At 50.2% G+C, this 23,032-nt stretch carries 15 protein-coding genes; 11 read left to right on the top strand and 4 right to left on the bottom strand.

The window, feature by feature from the left end:
* Positions 1-145: 145 nt before the first annotated feature.
* Entirely contained in the window at positions 146-763 is a 618-nt protein-coding gene (locus MKY42_RS26870) for a pyridoxamine 5'-phosphate oxidase family protein (RefSeq protein WP_339853116.1), read from the bottom strand.
* Positions 764-899: 136 nt separating this feature from the next.
* Between MKY42_RS26870 and MKY42_RS26865 the strand changes: the two genes are divergently transcribed.
* Positions 900-2,357 carry a PLP-dependent aminotransferase family protein gene (locus tag MKY42_RS26865; RefSeq protein ID WP_339846053.1) on the top strand — a complete coding sequence of 486 codons (1,458 nt, stop codon included), beginning with the start codon at positions 900-902 and terminating at the stop codon, positions 2,355-2,357.
* Between the two features lie 127 nt (positions 2,358-2,484).
* Entirely contained in the window at positions 2,485-3,270 is a 786-nt protein-coding gene (locus tag MKY42_RS26860; RefSeq protein WP_053783204.1) for an AraC family transcriptional regulator, read from the top strand.
* 490 nt (positions 3,271-3,760) lie between these two features.
* Here MKY42_RS26860 and asd read toward each other — a convergent pair whose 3' ends face one another.
* Positions 3,761-4,552, bottom strand: coding sequence for an archaetidylserine decarboxylase (asd, locus tag MKY42_RS26855; RefSeq protein ID WP_076290875.1), 792 nt, complete (start codon positions 4,550-4,552; stop codon positions 3,761-3,763).
* 85 nt (positions 4,553-4,637) lie between these two features.
* On the bottom strand, positions 4,638-5,768 hold the full coding sequence (locus tag MKY42_RS26850; RefSeq protein WP_090904482.1) for a YheC/YheD family protein: 1,131 nt from the start codon (positions 5,766-5,768) through the stop codon (positions 4,638-4,640).
* A gap of 433 nt (positions 5,769-6,201) precedes the next feature.
* Here MKY42_RS26850 and MKY42_RS26845 point away from each other — a divergent pair, with 433 nt between their 5' ends.
* Positions 6,202-11,433, top strand: coding sequence for a WIAG-tail domain (locus MKY42_RS26845; RefSeq protein WP_339846049.1), 5,232 nt, complete (start codon positions 6,202-6,204; stop codon positions 11,431-11,433).
* A gap of 185 nt (positions 11,434-11,618) precedes the next feature.
* Here MKY42_RS26845 and MKY42_RS26840 read toward each other — a convergent pair whose 3' ends face one another.
* Complete coding sequence (locus tag MKY42_RS26840; RefSeq protein WP_090904480.1) at positions 11,619-13,184, bottom strand: M4 family metallopeptidase; 1,566 nt, start codon at positions 13,182-13,184, stop codon at positions 11,619-11,621.
* A gap of 761 nt (positions 13,185-13,945) precedes the next feature.
* Between MKY42_RS26840 and MKY42_RS26835 the strand changes: the two genes are divergently transcribed.
* The 8 genes from MKY42_RS26835 (at position 13,946) to MKY42_RS26800 (ending at position 22,963) form a co-directional block, all read left to right on the top strand.
* Positions 13,946-14,896 carry a glycosyltransferase gene (locus tag MKY42_RS26835; RefSeq protein WP_257031848.1) on the top strand — a complete coding sequence of 317 codons (951 nt, stop codon included), beginning with the start codon at positions 13,946-13,948 and terminating at the stop codon, positions 14,894-14,896.
* A gap of 61 nt (positions 14,897-14,957) precedes the next feature.
* Positions 14,958-16,073 carry a glycosyltransferase family A protein gene (locus tag MKY42_RS26830; protein ID WP_256222483.1) on the top strand — a complete coding sequence of 372 codons (1,116 nt, stop codon included), beginning with the start codon at positions 14,958-14,960 and terminating at the stop codon, positions 16,071-16,073.
* Positions 16,070-16,843: a glycosyltransferase family 2 protein gene (locus MKY42_RS26825; RefSeq protein ID WP_339846044.1), complete on the top strand. Its 774-nt coding sequence runs from the start codon at positions 16,070-16,072 to the stop codon at positions 16,841-16,843. Before MKY42_RS26830 ends, MKY42_RS26825 begins: the two co-directional genes overlap by 4 nt.
* Positions 16,840-17,571 (top strand): sugar phosphate nucleotidyltransferase, encoded by a 732-nt coding sequence (locus MKY42_RS26820; RefSeq protein ID WP_090904476.1) that lies wholly within the window; start codon positions 16,840-16,842, stop codon positions 17,569-17,571. The genes MKY42_RS26825 and MKY42_RS26820 overlap by 4 nt, the downstream gene beginning before the upstream one ends.
* Before the next feature lie 767 nt (positions 17,572-18,338).
* Complete coding sequence (locus tag MKY42_RS26815) at positions 18,339-19,103, top strand: GT-D fold domain-containing glycosyltransferase (protein WP_339846039.1); 765 nt, start codon at positions 18,339-18,341, stop codon at positions 19,101-19,103.
* Between the two features lie 64 nt (positions 19,104-19,167).
* On the top strand, positions 19,168-20,727 hold the full coding sequence (locus tag MKY42_RS26810) for a glycosyltransferase family 2 protein (protein WP_177185894.1): 1,560 nt from the start codon (positions 19,168-19,170) through the stop codon (positions 20,725-20,727).
* 311 nt (positions 20,728-21,038) lie between these two features.
* Positions 21,039-21,314: a glutaredoxin family protein gene (locus MKY42_RS26805; RefSeq protein WP_063566643.1), complete on the top strand. Its 276-nt coding sequence runs from the start codon at positions 21,039-21,041 to the stop codon at positions 21,312-21,314.
* Positions 21,315-21,622: 308 nt separating this feature from the next.
* Positions 21,623-22,963, top strand: a complete 1,341-nt coding sequence (locus MKY42_RS26800; protein WP_339846036.1) for an LLM class flavin-dependent oxidoreductase — start codon at positions 21,623-21,625, stop codon at positions 22,961-22,963.
* Positions 22,964-23,032: the final 69 nt, after the last annotated feature.

The following is a 23,032-nucleotide window of genomic DNA, read 5'->3' as shown; positions in this document are numbered from 1 at the left end:
TGCCTAACATTATAACACCTTGCCTTGCCCCCGTCACGGAAATTACGCATAATGACAGTTTTATCACTTCACCGCGTTGTTGCGGGTGTTTTTGGGTTAGGTTAATGTCACTTCTCCCTTTTGATTATACGATGGAAAATGAATGTTATTTCTGATGAAAAGGACAGTATTTCCGCATCATTTCGGCAGTTTCAGCATCGCGTCCTTCGTTACGCTGTTCCAGTTCGCCGCTAATATGATCAAAGCGTTCAGCCGAGAGGTTCTGTCCAAATTTGAATTTGGCACTGACCCGTTCAGGAACAATGCGGACCACAGCCACGGCTTTGAGATTACCCTTGTAGCGGGGATCATCTGCATCAATGGGGATATATCCGCCCTGCGGCTGGAGTTTCTCCATGAAGCGTTGAAGAACCTTGCCCTTGATGTCCAGATCCTGAACCGGCTCTGCCTGTCCGAATGCCATTACACTTTTGAAAAAAGACGTTGCCGGACAAGCTAACTCGGGATCACTGAAATAAGATGGAATCAGGGAAAACTCTTCTGCTACGGTAAAACTGACGGAGGAATCCTGCTTGATCTGCTTCATTTTCTCTCCGGCAAGACTGCCGTGAAAATAAAAACAACCGTCCATATATACAAAGTTTAGCGGTGTCACCCGCGGCTGCCCGTCCGGACTGACCGTTCCCAGAAAACCAAAGGAGCATTGGGCCAGAAATGTTATCATTTCCTGCTCTTCATCTACATTGAATTCTTTTCTTCTCATCGGTGTTCCCCCTTGAATGGCATGTGGAATAAATCGCTGTACCTTAGCCATAACAATAGAACCTACATTGACATATAAAAAGATCCAATTTACATTCACTTTAATAGACCAATTTATTTGGAAAAAGAGGTGCACGATGGAATTGTGGCTGCCTATGGATTCATACGAGCTTCAACACCGCTACAAATACGAGGCATTGTACCATGCTTTGCGTGACGCCATTCATGCTGGGACGCTGGTTGGAGGCACAAGACTGCCTTCCACCCGAGAGCTGGCACGTCAATATGAAATGTCACGCGGCTCCGTGGCCCAGGTATATGACATGCTGCTCGCCGATGGTTACGTGCGAGCGCATAGGGGAAGAGGAACCTTTGTTTCGGATACCATAACAGCTCAGGAACATGCAGAGCGGGAGGCAATCATTCAACTTTCTCCATGGGGAGAGCGGGTGAGTACGCTGAATATTCAGAATCAAAAGCAACAACCGTCAGCCCTTGCACCGGAGCAACGAGTCATCAACTTCCACGTACAGCGTATGCCTGCCGAGCATTTTCCACAAGCGGAATGGAAAAGTGCGCTGGCCGCCGTTCATCGGAGCGGGTCGCATGAACAAAGTGGTGCTGCCGGAGACCCTGAACTGCGTGAGGCCATCGCTTCACATCTGAGGTGGACACGGGGCATTCAGGCTGAGGCATCACAGATTGTGCTGTTTAGTGGCTCCATGCAGGGCATCACTTTGCTGACACAATTGCTCATCCCTGAAGGGGCTGCAGTTGTATTGGAAAACCCGGGTTATCAGGGAATTGCCCATGCCGTTAAGTCCTGCGGAGGAAAAATTATTACAGCGGAAGTAGATACCGGAGGAATTATTCCGCAGTCCTGGGAAGCACAGACGTTATTTGTAACGCCAACCCGCCAGTTTCCTACAGGAGCTGTCCTTGGTCTGGACAGACGGAGAACCATACTTGAATGGGCCTCGGAGCGAAATGCCGTCATTATTGAAGATGATTATGACAGTGAATTTCGCTGGGGAGGCAGGCCGATTGAACCGCTCAAAGTACTCGATCGTGAACAACGGGTTATCTATGTCGGATCATTTTCACAAACGATGGTTGCATCCATTCGGCTTGGTTACGCGGTTCTGCCACCAAGTCTGGTACAGCCACTGATCGCTGCAAAAGCATTGTACGAACCCGTACCTCCTGCCCTTCTGGAGCAGCGTGCACTCGCGAAATTTATGTCCCGAGGAGGGTATTTGCGCCATCTAAGAAGGCTAACCCGTCTCTACGGGGAACGGCATGCTTATTTTGTCAATGAGATGAAGCGGGAATTACCGGAACCCTTCCTTATGCAGCCTGGGGATGCTGGATTGCATATTTATGCTTCGTGGAAAGGGGATATCGACAGTTACAAGCGGTTCAAGGCACTGGCTCAGGAGGAAGGTGTCATATTCCGAGATGCGATCCGTTATTGGCTTACTCCAAGTCCCCCGGCTGCGTGTTTTGGCTTTGCACATCTGGAGAAAGAGGAGATTCAAGAGGGGATAAGGCGAATGCGGTTAGCATGGGAGAAGTGCACATTTTCGTTTCGGTGAATTCCGCTGTATAATGGGATAAGACGTTTCGCTCCAGCAGGAGCAGAAATCATATTATATAAACACATATCGCATCATGATGGATGCAGTATGCAAAAGAGATTAACTTTCAAGGGGGAGTGGCGACATGCTGCAGGCATCGCCGTCATCTTTTGTTATTTTGCCCGCCGTCGCCAAAATTGTCTGCGAACCGGGATGGAAGTGGCAGAAGCGGGAAAAACCGATGCAAAACTATGACTTATTTTATGTATGGAGTGGTGAAGGGACCGTTGTGCTGAATGACCGGTCGTATGAAGTAGGCAAGGGTAGTTGTTTTCTGTTCAGGCCAGGTGATCATCCTACTGCAACACATAATAAGCAAAAACCGTTGGTACTTACGTATATTCATTTTGATGTAGATATACCCGTTAATGATGTTCCCCAGTCCTATCGTGAGGTACTGGAAACGGTGGAATTCGAGCACTTGCTGGCTCGGTATGTAAGACTGTTCCTATCCGATGTATATGGGCGGGATGAGGAGAGCCGGTTGATTCTGAAACAGCTGATGATTCATTTGCTGCGCGCGGACACGGAAGCTCCTGTGGAGAAAAAGGTAAGCAATCAGTTGTCTGATGTCATCCAGGAGGTTGCTAACTATGTACGTCAGCATCCGGGGATAACACATCGCGTGGAAGACCTCGCTGCAAGGGCTGGATTATCGCCTCGATACTTCTCGATTAAGTTCAAGGAATTGATTGGTTCATCCGTGCAATCCTATATCATTCGCATGCGCATTGAGCGGGCCGAGCATCTTTTGGTGCACACTGGCATGAATGTGACCGAAGTGGCAGATGCCCTTGGGTACCGCGATATCTTTTTCTTCAGTCGTCAGTTCAAGCAGTACACCGGCAAAAGTCCGTCCGAGATTCGATAGGACATCTCGCTGTCCGGTAGAATATGGCAACGTTTCAATTCTGGGAAGCAGGGGTAAGTATGTAGCATTCCAGACGATCGAAAGGGGGAACTTGTGATGAACGGAAAACGTCGCGTCCGCAACCGGGGATGCTCTACCAAGGGCTTTAATATTTTCCGGAACCGCCTGCGCCGCTCCAAACCGGCAGAGGAAATGCAGGATGTATGGTTTTAAGGAATGGTTAGAAAACCAATATGACGAAGCTTAGCTTCGTATTGCATGTATACATGAAATGAGAATGGACATCATCCTGACTTCTACATCGCTCTGAAGCGGATAATTGGATTCTCTGATTAGCAAAAGGTACTCATAGCCTGGACACTTTACCCTAAAAAGGTGTTCCGGCTGCGAGTACCTTTTTATGTAGGCCACAAAGTTCTATGTGATCTCTTTCTTGAGATCAAAATTAAAAAAGATGACTCCTGTTATTCAGGAATCATCTGTGTATTGCTCAATGGATGGGTTTTAACCGACCGAGCAATTCTCCCATTTTGACGGAGTCGCCAGGCTGCAAGCCTGGTTTCGGTTCGAATGTACCGCTCTGCGTTAACAGTACGACGGTGGAACCGAATTCAAAATATGCGAGATCATCGCCTTGTGCCCATGAACTTACATCCGCACCTGCGTATTGTATGCTGCTCACATTCATTGCGCCTACTTTCACGACAGCAACCTCTCCAAAATCATGAGCAATATACGTAATGAGCCGTTCGTTTCGACTCAGCACTGATTTCATATGGGTCAGACCAAAATCATTTACGGGATAAACCTTGCCTTTAATATGCTCACTCTCAATGCGGCGACCGCTAACAGGCGCATGAATGCGGTGATAGTCGCGTGGGCTGAGATACAGGACAAAGGCATAACCGTGCTTGTACTTCTCCAGATGTGGTGAGTGGTTTAATAATTCAGCAAGTGTATAATTTTGTCCCTTAACATTCAGGAGTGTTCCAGCAGATACAGGACCGGCTGCCGTGATTTTGGCATCTACCGGACTGATCAGTGCATGTTCTGAAAGTTCAAGCGGGCGCATGCCCGGTTTAAGTTTACGGGTAAAGAAATCATTCAAAGAACGATATTCCTTCCAGTCTTTCTCAGCTTCCTGAACAGGGATGTCGTAGGTCCGGACAAAATAAGGGATAAATGCCTTGCTTCCCCGGCTCTTGGAGAAGGCTCCCACAGTCCGGGAGATCCATTTGCGAGAAGAAAGCTCGGTCATTAACCGCAACAGCGTTTTTGCCATGAATATCCCCCTTAGGGTTAGTGCGAACTTCAAGGCCGGCAGGACCGGCCGTTCTGCATAATATTGACACAGAATGCCCACGAAATCAATACAGGCCGCGATCATACGTCTGGGGTTGCCTTGGTATGCGCGAATTCTGCTCCAGCAGCAGACGTCCGTAAGCCATAGGATGCCGGTAGCTGGCTTTCCAAGTCTCCGTCATTCCGGCCTTGCGGAAACCGTAGCGCTGATCCCTTCCGTTGCATTCGATAAAATAAATCTGGCCCTTCTCTGTTATCCCCAGATCAAGTCCGAGGTCTGCAAGATGAGGCAGGCTCGAAGCCAGCGTCCGTGCGATTCGTAGCCCGACAGACCGGATTCTGGTATCCAGTTCAAGAACATACCAGTCGGTTGACGGCAAGTTAAGGGCTTCGGCCAGCGTCATGACTTTGCTGCCTTGAGCGATATTCGTGACAAACGTATGCGCAGGAGCCACCTTGGCGAATATACCCGTGATCCCCCACAAACCGTCACTTCCACGTTGCACGGATACCCGCAGATCTACAGGTCTTCCTTCATAACGAACCAGGGGGATGCGCTCTTCAATGAGATAGGCATGCCGAAAAATACGGCGCAAGGTGGCTGATGGCAGTTGTCCCTTATTCAGTCGAAAGGTGGCCCATCCCTTGCGTGAAGTTCTTGCCTCACATGTCAGTTTCCATTGACCGTCCTTTTGGAATATCCGCATAATGCCGTGACCGATGCTTCCGCTGCATGGCTTGATCACCAGATCATCGTAATGTTCCATCATATATGCCAAAGAATCAGGTGTAGCTTTGACCGCACGGGGGAGATATTGCCTGAGACCGGGGTCCTGATAAAGGATCTCGTGAATGTGGTCTTTGCGGTATCGATTGCGAACATTATATACCTGTATGCCCTGCAACAGCAGTTTGGTCACCTGGTGCTGCTCCGAACGGCGAAGCTGGAGAGCACGGTTATGAATAACGGGGGGCAATGGCATCCTTTGACGAACGTATATGCCCTCTTTTTTAACATAGGCCATACAGGTTTTGGTATCTAAATCCACGTCTTCCAGCCGCAAAAAACAAGGAGTTAATCCATAACAGGCCGCTGCCTGTTCAACATTCTCGAGTGATTCCTGACCCGTTCTTCCAGCCGGTATCCCCCGGTACATGCGTGAATCGAACATAATACCGATCGTTTCTTGTAGCATGACCGTTCCTCCTTCGATGTTATCGCAATCATGGATGTCCATCCATGGAATGCCGGCCTGTCACCGCATGGATGGACATCACGATAACGCAGACCGGAATCATGATGCATCGATATGCATCGACATGTACTTGTTAGCCTTCCGCTTCCATGCAATCCAGGTAGAGGTGGGTCGCTGTGCGGATGGAAGTCATTTTACGGATTTATACAAATGCTTATGGATTATCGTATGACATTGCTGGATCAGGGGCGTGGACAGCCGCCTTTCATCTAAAGCCGTGCACAGCCTATTTCGCCATGGACAAGTAAATCACTCGTATGTTGACTCCTACACTCATCCAATGTTATCGGCAAAAGTCGTGATTTGAAGTGGCAGATGCCTATATCGAAGCATATGATGCCGGAGACGAACGTTAGAGGAAGGAGCTAGCTGCATGAGTAAAAAAGGCAATAAGAAGGTTCCTACGCCAAAACTGCGGCATGTGAGTCCCAAATTTAAGGAACTGGATCTGGCCAATCGACGGTCAGACACAATGGACTCAGGTTTCACTTCGAATAGGGAAGAACGCTTGAATACAAATAAACGGTATTCGAAGGCCATTCAGGTATCCGAAGAATTCCTATCCGAATCAATGGAGCTACCTGCTTCAACGAACGAGCTGGAAGACCTGGAGATCGTAACCAAAGTCATCAAGCCGGAACCCGTAGAGTCTGATAACGAGAAAGTCGTCGAGACGCAAGATAGCCTGGAAAAGCAGATACAGGTCAGCAGCGTGGCTCCGCTTGTTCTGGAAGAAGAGGTGGGTATCATCAAGCAAGAAACAGCAAGCAGGGATCGGCTGCAGATCCTGAACCAGAACCAGATGCCTGGTCATACCGGACACTATATCTACACGGACGACTTGAGTGAATTTGCTGTTACGGAGAGCAAACTAGCTCCTTTCTCTGTGGATGCCTCCAAGCTGAAACCGGATGCGGTTGGCAGTGAAGCATTGCAGGATTATGCGGTGACCAGCATTCACATTGCAGACGGGGCCATTGTTTCCGCGAAACTTGCGGAAGCGTCTGTATCTGAGGAGCACCTGATTGATGGCTCTGTGTCTGGTCACAAAATACGAAATGCTTCTATTGCCGGTGAGAAAATCAGAGATGGCAGTATTACTTCTCAGAAGCTTGGCAACCAGGCCATCGATTCGGCCAAAATTGCTGACGGTTCCATCAGCACAAGACATCTCAGCCGCATGCTGGTAACGGAGGAATTAATCAAGAATCATGCCGTAACTGGAGACAAGATCGCGATTAGCGGCGTGGATACAAGGCATCTTACGGGAGGAGCAGTGAATACCTCCAAACTGGCTGACGATGCAGTGACTACATCCAAAATTCGTGAAGCTGCTGTCACAGGCAGCAAAATCGAAGAACACTCCATCGAGTCTCACCATATTCAGGCAGGTGCTGTTAAACAGACACATCTGGCAGAAGGGTCTGTCGGTCGTTCACAACTAACTATTGGTAGTATTGGAAGTGACCAGATCGAGGATGGATCCATACAAACAAGACATTTAGCTGAGGGTTCGCTAAGCGGAAGACATCTGCTGGACGGTTCAATCGGTTCAAGCCAGATTCGCGCTCATGCAGTGGGCAAGGAGCAGATTGGCAATGGAGAAGTGGGCAGTGAGCATTTGACAGAAGGTGCAGTAACCAGCAGCAAACTGGCAGACCAGTCGGTTGGAACAGCAAAATTGCTGGAGCAGTCCATTACGGCCTCCAAAATCGCTGATCAGAGCGTCATTTCTTCCAAAATTGCGGATGAGGCTGTACAGGGTAAACATCTTGCCAAAGGGTCCATTCGAGGGGAACACATTGCGAATCGGGGAATCACGCCGGTACATGTGGATAATTCCGCAATTCACTCCATTCACATTGCAAGTGGAAGCATCGAGGCAACTCATTTGTCTACCGGAAGTGTGTCCGGAGATGCTCTCGCAGATGGCGTGGTAACTGAGCGGCATCTGGCAGAGTCAGCTGTAGGTACGTATGAATTGCAGGATGCTGCCGTTACAGACGCCAAGCTCGCGGATGAAAGTGTGACAGCAGAAAAGCTTGGAACGGCATCGGTTAGCAGCAGAGCGCTTGCTCCGGGAAGTGTTATATCCTCGCATCTTGCGAGTGGTGGAGTCACAAGTACACATCTGGCACCAGGCAGCGTGGGTTCCGAGGCCCTGAGACCTTATGCAGTGAAATCGGAACACCTGACAGAACATGCCGTGGGTGTACCTCATCTTCAGCCAGGCAGTGTTGAAACGGATGCTATTGCACGGGCTGCGGTCACAACAGACAAAATGGCTCTGGATAGTGTAACTTCAGCCCAGTTGGCTGACGGGTCCATTTTTCCGCCTCATCTAACAGATCATGCGGTTACCTCCCCCAAGCTCTCACCAGAGAGTGTTGCTACGGATAAACTGGCGGATTTTGCTGTCACGTCAGCCAAACTGGCAGACGGAAGCGTGACTTCTTCCAAGATTATGGCAGAGAGCATTAATGCCAAGCATATTCCAGCAGGAACCATTCGCGGGTATCACCTGAAGCAGCATGCCGTTTCACTGGAACATTTGTCGGAGGAAGTACGTTCACCGGAATTATTTGCTGATGGCAGTATTACGGGCAACAAACTTCGGCATGGGTCCGTAAGTGCGGACCATTTGACAGCAGACTCGGTATCCGGGACAGAACTACAACAGGCTGCTGTAGGTAGCGAGCACTTGCAGACATCCGCTGTACAATCCGTCCATCTGGCAGACGGAAGCGTGAAATCTGAACATTTGGGAACGCAAGTCGTGAGCTCACAGCATCTGAAGGCAGACATCATTTGTGAGGAGCATATTGCTGAACAGGTGGTCACATCGCATCACTTGGCACCTGGATCTGTTGAAACAGACCATCTGGCACCTTTATCCATTACAGCGGCTCACCTTCAGCCAGGTTTGATTAGTGGTTTGCATCTTCAGGCAGAGTCAACAAGTGCTGTTCACCTGCAGCAAGGAGCTGTGCATTCCCGTCATATTCAAGATGGTGAAATTCTTCCTCATCATATCCATGAACGCAGCATCGGAACGTCTCATCTGGAAGAAGAAGCGGTAAGTACGATTATTTTGCAGGATGAATCTGTAACACGCTCCAAACTTGCGAGTGGTAGTGTAGATGGCAGCAAATTAGCAGCAGGTGCAGTATCGGCTACCCACATAGCAAGCGAAAGTGTGCAAACCCATCATATCCAAGCAGGAGCAATCCTTGCTGATCATATTCAAGAGTGCAGTATTGGCTCAGTTCATCTCGAAGAGGAGTCTGTAAGTGCGGTTCATTTGCAAAATGGATCTGTAACGAGTGCCAAACTGGCGGATGGCAGTATAAACGGCAGCAAGTTACTCGAAGGTGCGGTATCGGGGATTCATATTGCATCCGAAAGCGTGCAATCCGGGCATATTCAGGCAGACGCCATTCATGCTGACCATATTCAGGAGCGAAGCATCGGCACAACCCATCTGGAAGAGGAAGCAGTAAGTGCCGTTCATCTGCAAAATGGGTCCGTCATCAGTGCCAAACTGGCCGACGGCAGTGTAACCGGCAGCAAGTTGGTCGAAGATGCGGTGTCGGGAATCCATATCGCGTCTGGAAGTGTGGAGCCCCGCCATATCCAGGCAGGAGCGATCCTTGCTGACCATATTCAGGAGCACAGCATTGGCATGTTACACTTGGAACAGGAAGCAGTAAGTGCCATTCATCTGCAAAATGGATCTGTAACAAGTGCCAAGTTGGCCGACGGCAGTGTAACCGGCAGCAAGCTGCTTGAAGGAGCAGTATCGGATATCCACATTGCAGACGATAGTGTGCAATCCCGTCATATTCAAGAGGGAACAATCCTTGCTGATCATATTCAAGAGCGGAGCATCGGCACTGCACATTTGGAAGAAGAATCGGTAAGTGCTATTCATTTGCAAAATGGATCTGTAACGAGTGCCAAACTGGCGGATAGCAGTATAACCGGCAGCAAGTTACTTGAAGGTACGGTATCGGGGATTCATATCGCATCGGAAAGTGTGCAATCCGGGCATATTCAGGCAGGAGCCATTCATGCTGATCATGTTCAGGAGCGAAGCATAGGCACAACCCATCTGGAAGAGGAAGCAGTAAGTGCGGTTCATTTGCAAAATGGGTCCGTCACAAGTGCCAAATTGGCTGACGGTAGCATTAACGGCAGCAAATTGCTCGAAGATGCTGTATTGGGGAGCCATATCGCATCGGAAAGTGTGCAAACTCGCCATATCCAGGCAGGAGCGATCCTTGCTGATCATATTCAGGAGCACAGCATTGGTACGTCCCATCTGGAGGAGGAAGCCATAAGTGCGGTTCATTTGCAAAATGAATCCGTAACGGGTGCTAAACTGGCCGATGGCAGTGTGAGCAGTAGTAAACTGCTTGAAGATGCGGTGTCGGATGTCCATATTGCCAATGGAAGTGTGCAATCCCGTCATATCCAAGAGAGAGCCATACATGCTGACCATATTCAGGAGCGCAGCATTGGGATCTCCCACCTCAAAGCGGAATCGGTAAGTGCGATTCACCTGCACAATGGTTCCATAACAAGTGCCAAAATAGCGGACGGCAGTGTAAACGGTAATAAATTGCTTGAAGGTGCGGTATCGGCTATCCACATGGCAGACAAAAGTGTGCAATCTCGGCATATTCAAGAAGGAACGATTCATGCTGATCATATTCAAGAACGCAGTATTCGCACAACCCATCTGGAAGAGGAAGCAGTAAGCGGAATCCATCTGCAGAATGGATCCGTAACAAGTGCCAAATTGGCCGATGGCAGCGTGAATGGCAGCAAACTGAGTGAACAAAGCATTACCTCCAATCACTTGAATGCGGGAATTGTAGGTCCGGCCCATTTGAGCGAAGAGATATGGAATGCGATTCGTCAGTTCAGTGGAGAAACGCTCGAACAGCTGGCAGCGATCAAAAAACAAGAGGCATTGCTTCAAACAGAAAATGAGGCTGTACCGCCATCACAACCGGCAATTGTCCTGGAACCCTCAAGTGTCGATCTGGAGGAAACGCAGTTTATCCAGACGTCGGGTCAGGAGCTGGGGCTACAACAAGAGGATCCATTGCAAGCTAACCAGCTTGGAGATTCATTGACGACAGCTGGCACGGTCCAGCCACAGCTACCGCAACCACAGTCTGAATTTTCACATGAGATCGAAGGAATTAAGGAGTTCGAGCTGAGGGAGCAAGCAGTTAAGCAGGAGCATTTGAGTGATGGAGCTGTTGGAAGCAGCCAGTTGCAGCATGGATCTGTGGGTCCTGAACACCTGTCATTCCAGCCCGTACGAAGTGTCAGCCGTCAGCCTGTGGTGCAGCAGTTCGGTATGGAGGCCTTTATATTGCCTGAGGATGAAGAGTGTGTGGAAGTAACGGTAGCCTTTGAGGAGTCGTTTATATCGGAGCATTATGTGATTGTAGCCATGTGTAATGATCGGGGATTCCAGGTGTCGCTCCTCTCCCAGAGTGAAGATGAAGCCGTACTGGAAGTGTCACGTACTGCGGGCTCTACACACACCTACGGATTGTTGTCATGGATTGCCGCTGGGCCTTCCTTGTAAGAATGCGAGATCATGTGTCCTTCTTCAAGATAACTGTAGAAGAATGATTTCACATGTTTAAATAGACAAAAGCGGTTCCCGGATATGTCCCGGGACACCGCTTTTTTTCATAGATAAGCTTGCTCCGTTCGGACGATGAGGGGTGCCTGAACGAATTTGATATGAGTTCAACAACAAATGGATTCTTACAGTCCTACAGCTTGATAAGCTTTGGTAATCGCAGTAACCTCAGCGGAAGTTGCACCGTACAGATCTTTGGCTGCTTGGATGGTGGCTGTTTTGGCAGCAGCAAATTTGGATGTTGGCGTCAGATAGTTCACGAGTGTGCTATAGAAGATTTGAATGGCTTTATCGCGTCCAATTCCAGTTACAGTCACACCGTTATGCGTGCCGCCTTGAGCTGCAAGATAGTACGCTTTGTTGATGATACCGCTGTTGGTATGAACGCCTCCGTTGTCTGATGTTCCAGTGTAACGGTCAGCGTATTTGTCAGGTTGTCCATACAATGTAGGGTTGGATAGGGAGCGCAGTGCATCACCTGCAATGTTAGGGGTGTAGACATCGTCGCCAAGCAACCAGTTTTTGCTTTGGATCGTATTTCCGAAAATATCAGCGAAGGCTTCATTTAATGCACCTGGCTCATTGCGGTACTCCAGATTGGCTGTATACTCAATGACACCGTGAGTCAATTCGTGGCCAACTACATCCAGATCACCAGATAGGGAGCGGAAAGTCGTTCCATCACCGTCACCAAATACAATCTGTACTCCGTTCCAGAAGGCATTATTGTAGTTGGAGCCGTAATGCACCGTGGATTTAATTAGCAAACCGTTGCCATTGATACCGTTGCGGTTGAATTTGCTTTTGTAGAAATCATATGTGGCAGCAGCATGGGCGTGAGCATCTACGCCGGCACGATCAGTCCATACGTTATCTGAATCTGTCAGGAGTGTACCTGGAGTGGAAGAGCCATTGTTTGCAGTGTAAGTTTCAATGCCATTGCCGCGAGTGGTATCTTTCAGTTGGAAGGTACTGCCGGATTGGGTAGTTGTAAGAGTTTTGGTATCACCTAGTACGCCTGTACCTGTTCCTGTTGCGAAGTTGATGATGTCAAACTGGGATACGATGCTGCCGTCAACGGCATTCACGAAATATTTGGTGCGCAATGGAGCTGGTTCAAGCACATTGACTTCGGTAATGTAAACAAGGTAGGTTTGGTTGTCCTCTTCATTGTGGTAAATGTTCAACTCGGCTTCAGGGGTTTTCTGTGGTTCGCCAAGCTCACCAACACGGGTAGTGGCTTCTTCCGATGCAATCTTGATCGCATCTTCTGCGCTGATTTCAGCGATACCGTCATTAGGGATAGCTTGTTCTTCAATCGGTGGGAGATCTCCAAGTGCGGATGAAACCTGACCTGTTTTGTCTAAGTGGATCGTTTGCTCGGCACCGTAAACTGGAATTCCTTTAATGTACTGTTTCAGGCGGAAGTGTCGTACACCAGAGGTGTCCGTAGTTCTTTTAATAATTTTGAGTTGGGATTTCACGTCGGAATTCAGGAATTGTTCCTGTTGTCCAAGGAAATTGAAGATCGTTTCGTCAGAGCCGCTGTTCAACTGGATACCCTCCTCGGAGGCATAAGGGGCCTGCAATGGAATGGACTGATCAGACAATGGAGCTGCAGCAGCAGAAGATACGGAAGCGAGCAAAAGAGCTCCTCCAAGAATTGTTGGCATAACTTTAGCAAATTTCATAGTAAACTCTCCCATTCTCAATATGATTTTTTTGGAAAACACATCATTATGCCAATCTCGGTTGGAGTTCCGTCTGCAACTTGGGCAGCGCGGAGTGTGAGGCTGAATCTGAAATGCGGAATATGACAAGAAACGATAAGGAACAAAGTCGGCAGAGCCTGTATGCCTGTGGTAGGGCGTGTCCAAGGAGTACCGTTTATCCGGTTCAGCCAAGAGGCTTCATCGTTCATTGTGGTTCCTCTTTCAGAAGCCAGGGGTCTTGTCCACTTGCGAAGCAGAAGATGTTCTTACGGAGCCGGGGTGTTCGTTCCGGGTTCACATAACAAAAGCTGAATTACGTATTGAACGGCATCACTCCTCTCAAGGTACATGCAACAAAGCAAAAACAGTCTCCTGCATCATCCTGCATGCATAATTAACCTAGGGTCAATTAACAGGAATGAAAAAGGATTGATAAGGAACGTACGTTCCTTGAAAGGATTTTTTTGTCAATACACTGCTTTGCAACGTATATTATCACAATGCCAAAGTTTGGAAAAGATGCAATTTTAAATTTTTTTTAAAATTGTGTCTGAAGTAGGGGAGCCGTAGCATATTTCGCATATTTTGACGAATATTGTCTAAATAAATGGATTGACTGAGCCTGTTAGCAGACAGAACCTGCTCGGTTCAAGGACATACGCCGTTTCCACTGCTTCATGAATACATAGAATAACGTGTACTCCCTTTGCATGGCGATGATGTACACCCGGGAGGTGACTGTGTTGCAAAAACGCGGCAATACAGCTTTTTATGCAGCCAAATTGAATCTGGCACAAAGAAAAGCGCAATTAAAGAAGCGTCGTTTGAAAAGGGCTTACAAAAAGGGTACAAAGGCCTACAAGTACGTAATTCCACCCGTGGAGCAAACGGAATTGCCAGCATTCGGAGCTGAGCATGCGATGAGAGATACACTTGCACAGGGTTCGACGGACTCAGATAAACCACTGCTTTCGGTCATTATACCTGCCATGAATGAAGAGCGAACCATCGGTGCAGTCGTCCGTCAGGCGCTGCGTATATGCCGTGATGCTGAAGTGCTTGTTATTGTGAATGGTTCAACGGATGGGACGGCAGCAGCGGCAAAAAGGGCGGGGGCACAGGTGCTTCGTTATGCCGAAGCTTTGGGACATGATGGAGGAAGAAGAATGGGTGCAGCGGCAGCTCGTGGCAGGGTGCTGTTGTTTACGGATGCAGACATTCCAATTCCGGCAGAACATCTCGCGCCTTATGTGCGAGCGATTCTGGATGGGACGGATGTGGCGCTTAATGATTATAACGGACCGGTGGCGCGTATCCCTGTTCACCCTGTCATAGAGGCCAAACATGCGCTGAACAGCATGCTCGCCCGACCTGATCTGCAAGGGGCCTCCATGACAGCCATACCGCATGCATTAAGTCGCAAAGCACTTGAAGTGATTGGTACGGACACACTGGAGATTCCACCGTTGGCACATGCAAAGGCGGTTACCAGCGGGTTAAAGGTGCATGCCGTTCATCATGTGCCTGTAGGTAAAATGAACGCAGTTCGAGTCAAGAAACGAAAAGGACCTGACCCGCTCAGTCAAGTGGTATGGAATGATCATCTGACAGCGATCAGGTGGATAACCGATACGCTTGGCCCGCGCGGAGGACACTCCGATCTGCAGCGTGTTCGTATCCTGACGAGGTGAGCATGTTGCTTAAAACAGAAAGAAACCTCGTCAAAAGATACAGCATGCTGGAGGTGAGGAAATGAAGGAGCGTTCAGGGGGTGTCCGTCGTCAACGGACAGCAGGCAGACGAACAACAAGGAACAGAACCAGAACGATGGGCAGGAGGAGCCTGACTAAATCGCCGTTAAAGAGTTCGTCAGCGAGCCGGTCGGCTACGAACAGCTCCGTATTGCAAGAAGCATTCCGCGCAGGGCAGCGGGCAGGACGCAAGGCGATGGAAAATGAGCAATCAATCGAACAACATGCACGTTCATCGTGGCAGGAGCTTGAGGCTGCGATCTCAGCGGAGCTAAGGAGTTATTCTGCTGCGATGCAGGCAGGGAAAGCATTCATGCAGGGTTATGCTCACGCTGCGGGACGTTCATTGAACATCATTCCCCTTGCCCTGAATAAACCTGCCGCTGCAGTCGTCTGTGCATGCAATGAGGAACTTACGCTGGGGCAAGTGCTTGTGCAACTGAAAAGATTACCCCTGACGGATATTGTTGTGGTGTTGAATGGAACAACGGACAACAGTCTGACACAGGTGCTTGAACAGCCTGGTATCACGCTGGTCTATGAACCTGACCGGGCGGGACATGATGTAGGCCGCGCTTTGGGGGCCAAAATGACGGAGGCGGAGACCCTTCTCTTTGTGGATGGGGATATGGTCGTCCCGGCAGAGCAGCTTGCACCGTTTCTGTATGCGGTCGACCGGGGAGATGATGTCGCACTGAACAATCTTTCATCCCTGTTGCCTCCATTTGCCCGCCAGGATGAAGTGAGCCGGATCAAGGCCTATCTCAACCGTGTGCTCAATCGTTCGGATCTGGGTTCCAATTCGTTGACGGCTGTACCTCATGCCCTCTCGCGTAAGATGATCCAGATCGTAAAACCGGAGGCGCTGGCCGTTCCTCCCAAGGCGCAAAGTCTAGCCATTCAGCACGGACTAAAAGTGACTGCGCCCAGTCAGGTGGATGTCATTCGTTCCAACCGCCTGCGTTCCACCAATACGGGTAGCGGCAACGAAGTGGCCCGATTGATCATTGGCGACCATCTGGAGGCGATTGCAACCTGGCTGGATATGGGTGGTAACAAGTCACAAGCCCGATCTATTTCCCGTGCTGAAGTGGCCTACAGGAGGAACGCCAGATGACACTGACGAGTATTATTATTCCGACGTACAACGGGCTGGATCTGCTGAAGCCATGTATCGATGCCATTCGAAAATATACCGATCGACATACAGCGTATGAAATCATCGTTGTGGATAATGGCTCGGTTGATGGAACAGCAGCTTATTGTGCCCGGGAACGAATTCGATTTGTCCGGTTACCGGACAATCGGGGTTTCCCCGCGGCTTGCAATGCCGGGCTCCGTGCAGCCTGTGGCGATGAGCTGTTGCTGCTGAATAATGATGTTACAGTTACCACCCGCTGGCTCGAAAATCTGCGGGCAGCCCTCTACAGTGAAGCAAACATTGGCATTACAGGTCCGGTGACCAACTATGCAAGTGGTATCCAGCAGGTGGAACTTGAGTTCCGGGACATGGCACATTTTCAGGAACTGGCTGCTGCCAACAATATAGTCGATTCTTCCAGATGGAAGGAAGTCAGACGCATTGTCGGCTTATGCATGCTCATGCGGAGAAGTGTGATGGAGGACATTGGTGTGCTTGACGAAGTCTATTCGCCGGGACACTATGAAGATGACGATTATTGCTACAGGGCCTTCCAGAGAGGGTATCGTTTGCTGGTATGCGGGGATGTCCTGGTACATCATCGCGGCAGCGCGAGTTTTCTGAAGACCGATCCTGTAGCTTGGAAACAGTTGCTTGAGCGCAATCGATCCATTTTTATCAACAAATGGCATGTCGATCCCCTTAAATATATTGAGACATCCGATGAAGGAGGGATAGTGGAATGAAAGGTGTAATTCTTGCTGGCGGAACAGGAACACGACTGTATCCTCTGACCCGGCTGATTAACAAGCATCTGATTCCAGTCGGCAAGCATCCGATGATTATGTATGGCATCGACAGACTCCGCCAGGCAGGCATTGAAGAGATATTGATAGTGATCAACAAACATTCCGCTGGGTTATACACGGAGTATTTGGGTGGTGGAGCAGATCATGGCGTCAAGCTGACGTACCGGATTCAGGAAAAGGCAGGCGGGATTGCCGAAGCATTGGATCTGGCGACATCGTTTATCCTTCCTGGAGAGAAGTTCGTTGTGCTGCTGGGAGACAATCTGTTTAGCGACGATTTGAAGCCATATGTGGATCGGTATATGCAGCAGCCTGCGGGTACAGCTCGTGTCTTGCTCAAAGAAGTGGACGATGCACGGCGGTATGGGGTGCCGGTGTTTGATCCACAGCATCCGGAACGAATCGCATACATTGAGGAAAAACCGACTGATCCGAAGACCTCTTATTGTGTTACTGGCATATATATGTATGATGACCATGTATTCAACCTCATTCAGAACATTTCACCTTCTGCACGCGGCGAACTCGAAATTACGGACGTGAACAATCATTATGCAGCAGCTGGAGGACTGGAATACGATATTTTGCAAAAATATTGGAGTGATGCAGGGACGTTCCAATCGCTTCAGGATGCAGCCATCCGCATGAAGGGTCAATTGCCCTAAAATATATGCGCCTGATGTTGCCGCTGTGAGAGGTCCCATGAGAGCAGAACAACCTGCGCCGGAGCCGGAAGAATGCTCCGGCGCTTTGTGCAGCGGCGGCACTCCTCGTGCATGCCAAGGGAGGGAATGCCGTGAGAGTAGCAAAACGCAGCGACTTGGGCAGGAAGAAGACACTGGGCGGTCATGCCGGCTCCTTGTACGTATCTGTGGGAGTGCAGCCCAAAGCAAGTTCGAATCACGAATGGGGAAACCAAGGCGCGAAGCAGGGGAATGTGGAACTCGCAGGAATAGAGCGCAAGCTTCTTGCAGAACCGAAAGACAAAGCCAGCGGGCGCACCGGCGCAAGACGTGGTGCGAGCGCTGGAGCACGAACCAAAACGGGAGCGAAAACAGGCGAAGGGCGTGGCATTGCAGGCACCCGCGTGAAATCAGGCGAGCGTGCAGGTGTGAGCCGTGGCCGTAAAGGAGCGCGAGCCAAAACGGGCAAGCGCGCAGTTTCAGGTCGCGGGCATGCTGCGCCGCGGGGCCGCCCGCCCGCCCGCGCCCGCGCCCGCGCCAAACAGCGCACGGCTGCGCAGCGTGCGCCCGGGCCAGCACCGCCGCAAGTGACACACCGACACGGTGGTGTCGCCCCCGCGGGGCGGGAAGGCGCTGCCGCGCATGCTGGCAGCGCAAGGGCACTTGCGCCTGCGCAGCCGGCTGCAGCGCCCGAGAGCGGCTACGCCGAGGGCTTCCGCGACGGCGTGTTCGCGGGCGGGGAGGCGCTGGTGGCGCAGCACATCCCGCCTGATCATATTCTGCCTGCCGTGGCGGCGGCAGATCTGATCGAGGCGGGATTCCGCCAATATGCGCCCACCCTTACCCGGCTGGCCAGCCCTCATGAGATGGCTGGCCATATCCTGGGGGCGCTGGATGCGCAGCGCCCCCTGTCCGTCGTTCGCCTCGGAGATGGCGAACTGCTGACCCTGGCAGCGGATACGGTGCTGCCCGGGGAGCAAGTGCAGGAGCTGGCACCGTTTCTGCCTTATGCAGGGGTGCCACGCTCCACCCCGGACATCCGCGCTGAGCTCGCGGAAGCCATTCGCGGCGCAGATTGGATCGGTGTCCCCATCTCGCGTGCGCCTACTTTTCAGGGGCTGTTATTTCCAGTATTACGCCATTTCGGCATCGACTGGTCCCGTCTGAATCTGACCAGTTCCACGATTAACTACAGCCTGCATCATTCGGGTCTGTTGTTGCCTGTGGTACAGGGGCGTCGGGTGCTGCTGATTGGAAGCCGAGCTGCAGAGCTTGGGGGGTTATTGATCGGCCGCGGCGTTCATGTCACAGGCATCATAGGTACAGTGGAGGGAGTTGCGGATATCCCGAGAGTGATGCAGCAAACTGCGGAGCATTCGTTCGATATCGCTCTGGTAGCTGCGGGAATTCCGGCTGTCATTCTGTGTCGCCGAATTGCTGGTGAGCTGGGGCGGGTTGCCATAGATTTTGGACATTTGGCTGACAAATTGGTTACAGGAGAGCTTCATCTCTAATGGACGATCTGGTGCGACGTTCATCGTAACGCGCATTTGGATGAGGGGAAATGGAGGAAGCAACATGAGCACATCAGGCAGAAATTCAAGACAGCGGAAAGCATCGTCATCCGAAACCGTTGTTTTGCACTCAGCTCGAAGCCGTAGTGGAGGGAAGATGAGACGCCAAGGCTCAGGTAAACGGGCAGCCAAGAACGCAAAACTGTATAAGCAGGGGTACCATAGAGGCTATGATGAGGGCGTGCGACAGGGGGAAAGCTCATTCGGGCTGGTATTCGAAGGCGTCAGCATTATTATTCCGACGTACAACCAGCGCGAATATGTCCTGCAATGTGTATCCAGTATTGAAAAGCATACACCGGCCCCCTTTGAAATCATTGTTGTGGATAACGCGTCCAAGGATGGCACGGCGGAAGCCATGCTTCGCAAAGGTGGCATGGTAAGGGTCGCTGCGCTGGATAAGAATCGTGGTTTTGCCGGCGGTGTCAATTATGGACTGATGATGGCAAGGGGACGACATATCGTGGTGCTGAACAACGATACACTGGTCACCCCGGGCTGGCTGGAAAACATGATGACCTGTCTTGACAGTCATCCCGAGATGGGAGTCGTGGGTCCGGTTACGAATTACATCGGAGGGGATCAGCAGATTGAAGTCCCGTACAGGGACGTGGAGGACATGTGGTCTTTTGCTGCCCGACATAATCGCCCGGATGCCACGAAACATAGGGAGACCGACAGGCTGGTCGGATTTTGCTGGCTGTTCTCCCGGGAATTGCTGGAGCGGGTAGGTTATCTTGATGAAGGTTACGCCGTGGGGAATTTTGAAGATGACGACTGGATCATTCGGGCGAAGCTGGCGGGATACAGGCTGGGGGTAGCCGGGGATGCCTTCATACATCACTACGGAAGTGTAAGCATGAAGTCGCTGGGAGAACAGGATTATGAAGTCGTGAACAAGGATAACGAACAGTTTTATACTCAAAAATGGGGAGATCCCCATGCGTTGATTGCCGATACTTCCCGGCTCTCGCTGCGTGCCAAGGAGTCGACCAGTCAGCAGGAGAACAAGACGTCCCTAGGCAAGACAGACTCCCCTGACCTGCGACAGCGCATTTCCACCAAGGGCAGCAGCGATGTAACGCATAAGCTGAGACGCAGCACGGACTTTTACCCGGAGGGCTGTTACATCTCTGATATTAAGGGTGATGTGTATCGACTGATGCGTGGACAGCGACGCAAGCTGGATATCCCGGTTCCACGCGGCATTTCTCCTGTTTTGGTTGCGAAACCGGATCTGCTCGGCGTATCGGCAGGTGAGCCACTGATATCTGCGAATGAGGTACAGGGCTGGCCTCTGGAAAAAAGTCATGTTCATGCTGAGCCCGTTCAGAGCAACCGCGATGCGCTGGAGGAAGGCATGATTGTTGCCGCGACGAATGAGCGGGATATATGGTATCAGATTAGTGGCAGTAAACGCAGGAGGTTTGCAACTCCTTATGCTGCGGAACGATGGGGAGTGCAATCCGGGCACGTCGTTCATGTATCTGCGAACCAATTGCGTACAATCGAAGAGGGCTGGCCCATTATTGCTCCTCCCCAGCTCTTGAACGAAGATTTGTAATGACTGGGTTCGGCTGCCTTGTATATCGGCACGACAGCATGATGCGGAATGTGATGTACAGCGTATCGTAATGCTATACATCTTTCCGCATCAGAACTTTACATATATCACGAATCATGAAATGTAACGATAGGGTGATTTAAATTTAATCTTTCTATCCTCTTATAGGTTTATTCTATTGGGAGATCCATTGACGCTTGAAGAGGTGAGGAGTACATTTATAGCCATAATTCTTATTTAACAGATAGGAATTAATGGTCTGGGTGGTAATCCATCCTGATCTGACAATGAATCAATCAGGAGGTATGCCGATGTCTTCTACATCGAAAAAAGTAGTGCTCTGGAGCAAAACAGGCTGTCATTTCTGCGGGGAGGTTAAGGCATTCCTAACGGCCCGCAACCAGCCTTTTGAGAACATCGAAGTGCAAGGCAACGATGTGCTGAGGGACGTGCTTGAAGCCAAATACGGCATTCGACATGTACCTGTTATTGAGGTGGGTGGAGACGGCAAGTATGAAGCATTGCTGGAGCCTGATTTGGAGAAACTGGCGGAGCTTCTCGCCCAGCCCGATGAAGCAGCAGTCTGACCGGACCTGGCGGATCTCTTGATAAAGCAGTTTCCGGCTGCTAAAGGCTGTCATATCAGTGTGCAGCAGCTGGGGACTTTTATAAGCCATAATTCATCCTCTTATTCAGATATCCAATCCTTATATAGAAAAGTTCTATAAGTAACGCTGTTGACCGATGTGCGGGGCAGTGATAAGATTTGTGAAATTAAAGCTGACCAAACTCATAGGAATAGTTAACTTTTTGGTTTTTCTTCATTCGTAATCCGTATCAGATCGAACTTTAGAAAATTCTTATATATCCTAATCCAAGGAAGGCGGAATGTAATATGACGGCTCAGCGCAGTTTGAAATTTGGAGCGATTGTCCACGGTGTCGGAGGCAGTATGACGACTTGGAGACACCCGGAGATTCAATCGGATGCCAGTGTGAATTTTGAATTTTACAAACGCCAGACGTTGAAGGCAGAAGAAGGCAAATTCGATCTCGTTTTTATCGCTGACGGTCTTTATATTACCGAGAAATCCATACCTCATTTCTTGAATCGATTTGAGCCAATCAGCTTGTTGTCCGCCCTGGCCGCCATTACGTCACGGATTGGTCTGGTTGGAACACTCTCCACCTCCTATAGTGATCCATTCACAGTTGCCAGACAGTTCGGTTCTCTTGATCTGATTAGTAATGGCCGTGCGGGTTGGAATGTGGTTACATCCCCGCTTGAAGGTTCAGCCAAAAACTACAGTAAAAGCAACCATCCTACCCACCCCGAACGTTACCGGATTGCAACCGAATATTTGCAGGTGACCAAGGGCTTATGGGATTCATGGGAAGACGATGCCTTTGTAAGAGACAAAGAAAGCGGCGTTTTCTTCGATCCTTCCAAGCTGCACACACTCAATCATGAAGGAGAGTTCTTCTCCGTACAGGGTCCACTTAACATTGCACGTTCAAAGCAGGGGCAACCTGTTATTTTCCAGGCAGGTTCTTCAGAAGATGGCAAGACCCTTGCTGCCAAAGAAGCGGATGCTGTTTTCACAGGACATGATTCAATTGAGGATGCACAGGTCTTCTACAAAGATGTCAAAACCCGCGCAACAACCTATGGACGTTCCACACAGGATATCGTCATTTTGCCAGGGATCAATCCAATCATCGGACGGACAGAAGAAGAAGCAGAACAGAAATATCAGGAGATTGCCAGCCTGGTGACTATTGATAAAGCGCTGGACTATCTTGGACGTTTCTTCGAGCATCATGACTTCTCCCAATATCCGCTGGATGAACCATTCCCTGAATTGAATGGCATTGGCAGCAACAGCTTCCGCAGTGGTACGGACAAAATCAAGCGGGATGCCAAAGAGCAAGGATTGACGCTGCGTGAAGTAGCCCTGCGGGCAGCAACACCAAAGAGCAAATTCCTTGGCACACCGGAGCAGGTGGCTGACAAGATCCAGGAATGGTTCGAAGCTGAAGCGGCGGATGGATTCATTATTCATTCTGAACTGCCAAGTGGATTGGCCGATTTCGTGGAACTGGTTGTTCCGATTCTGCAAGAGCGCGGCATCTATCGAACCGAATACGAGCATGACACCTTGCGTGGCAATCTGGGTGTGCAAATTCCGGTGAATCGTTACACGGCAGCCCGGGAGCAAGTGGGAACCGAGGCTTAAGAAACTGGGAAGCTGAAATTCGGCACAGTCAAGGAATGAGGCGTCCGGGTGAACTACTCGGATTGCAAA

The organism is Paenibacillus sp. FSL W7-1088, assembly GCF_037969855.1.
Taxonomy (GTDB): domain Bacteria; phylum Bacillota; class Bacilli; order Paenibacillales; family Paenibacillaceae; genus Paenibacillus.
This window is presented reverse-complemented; position numbering and strand designations above follow the sequence as displayed.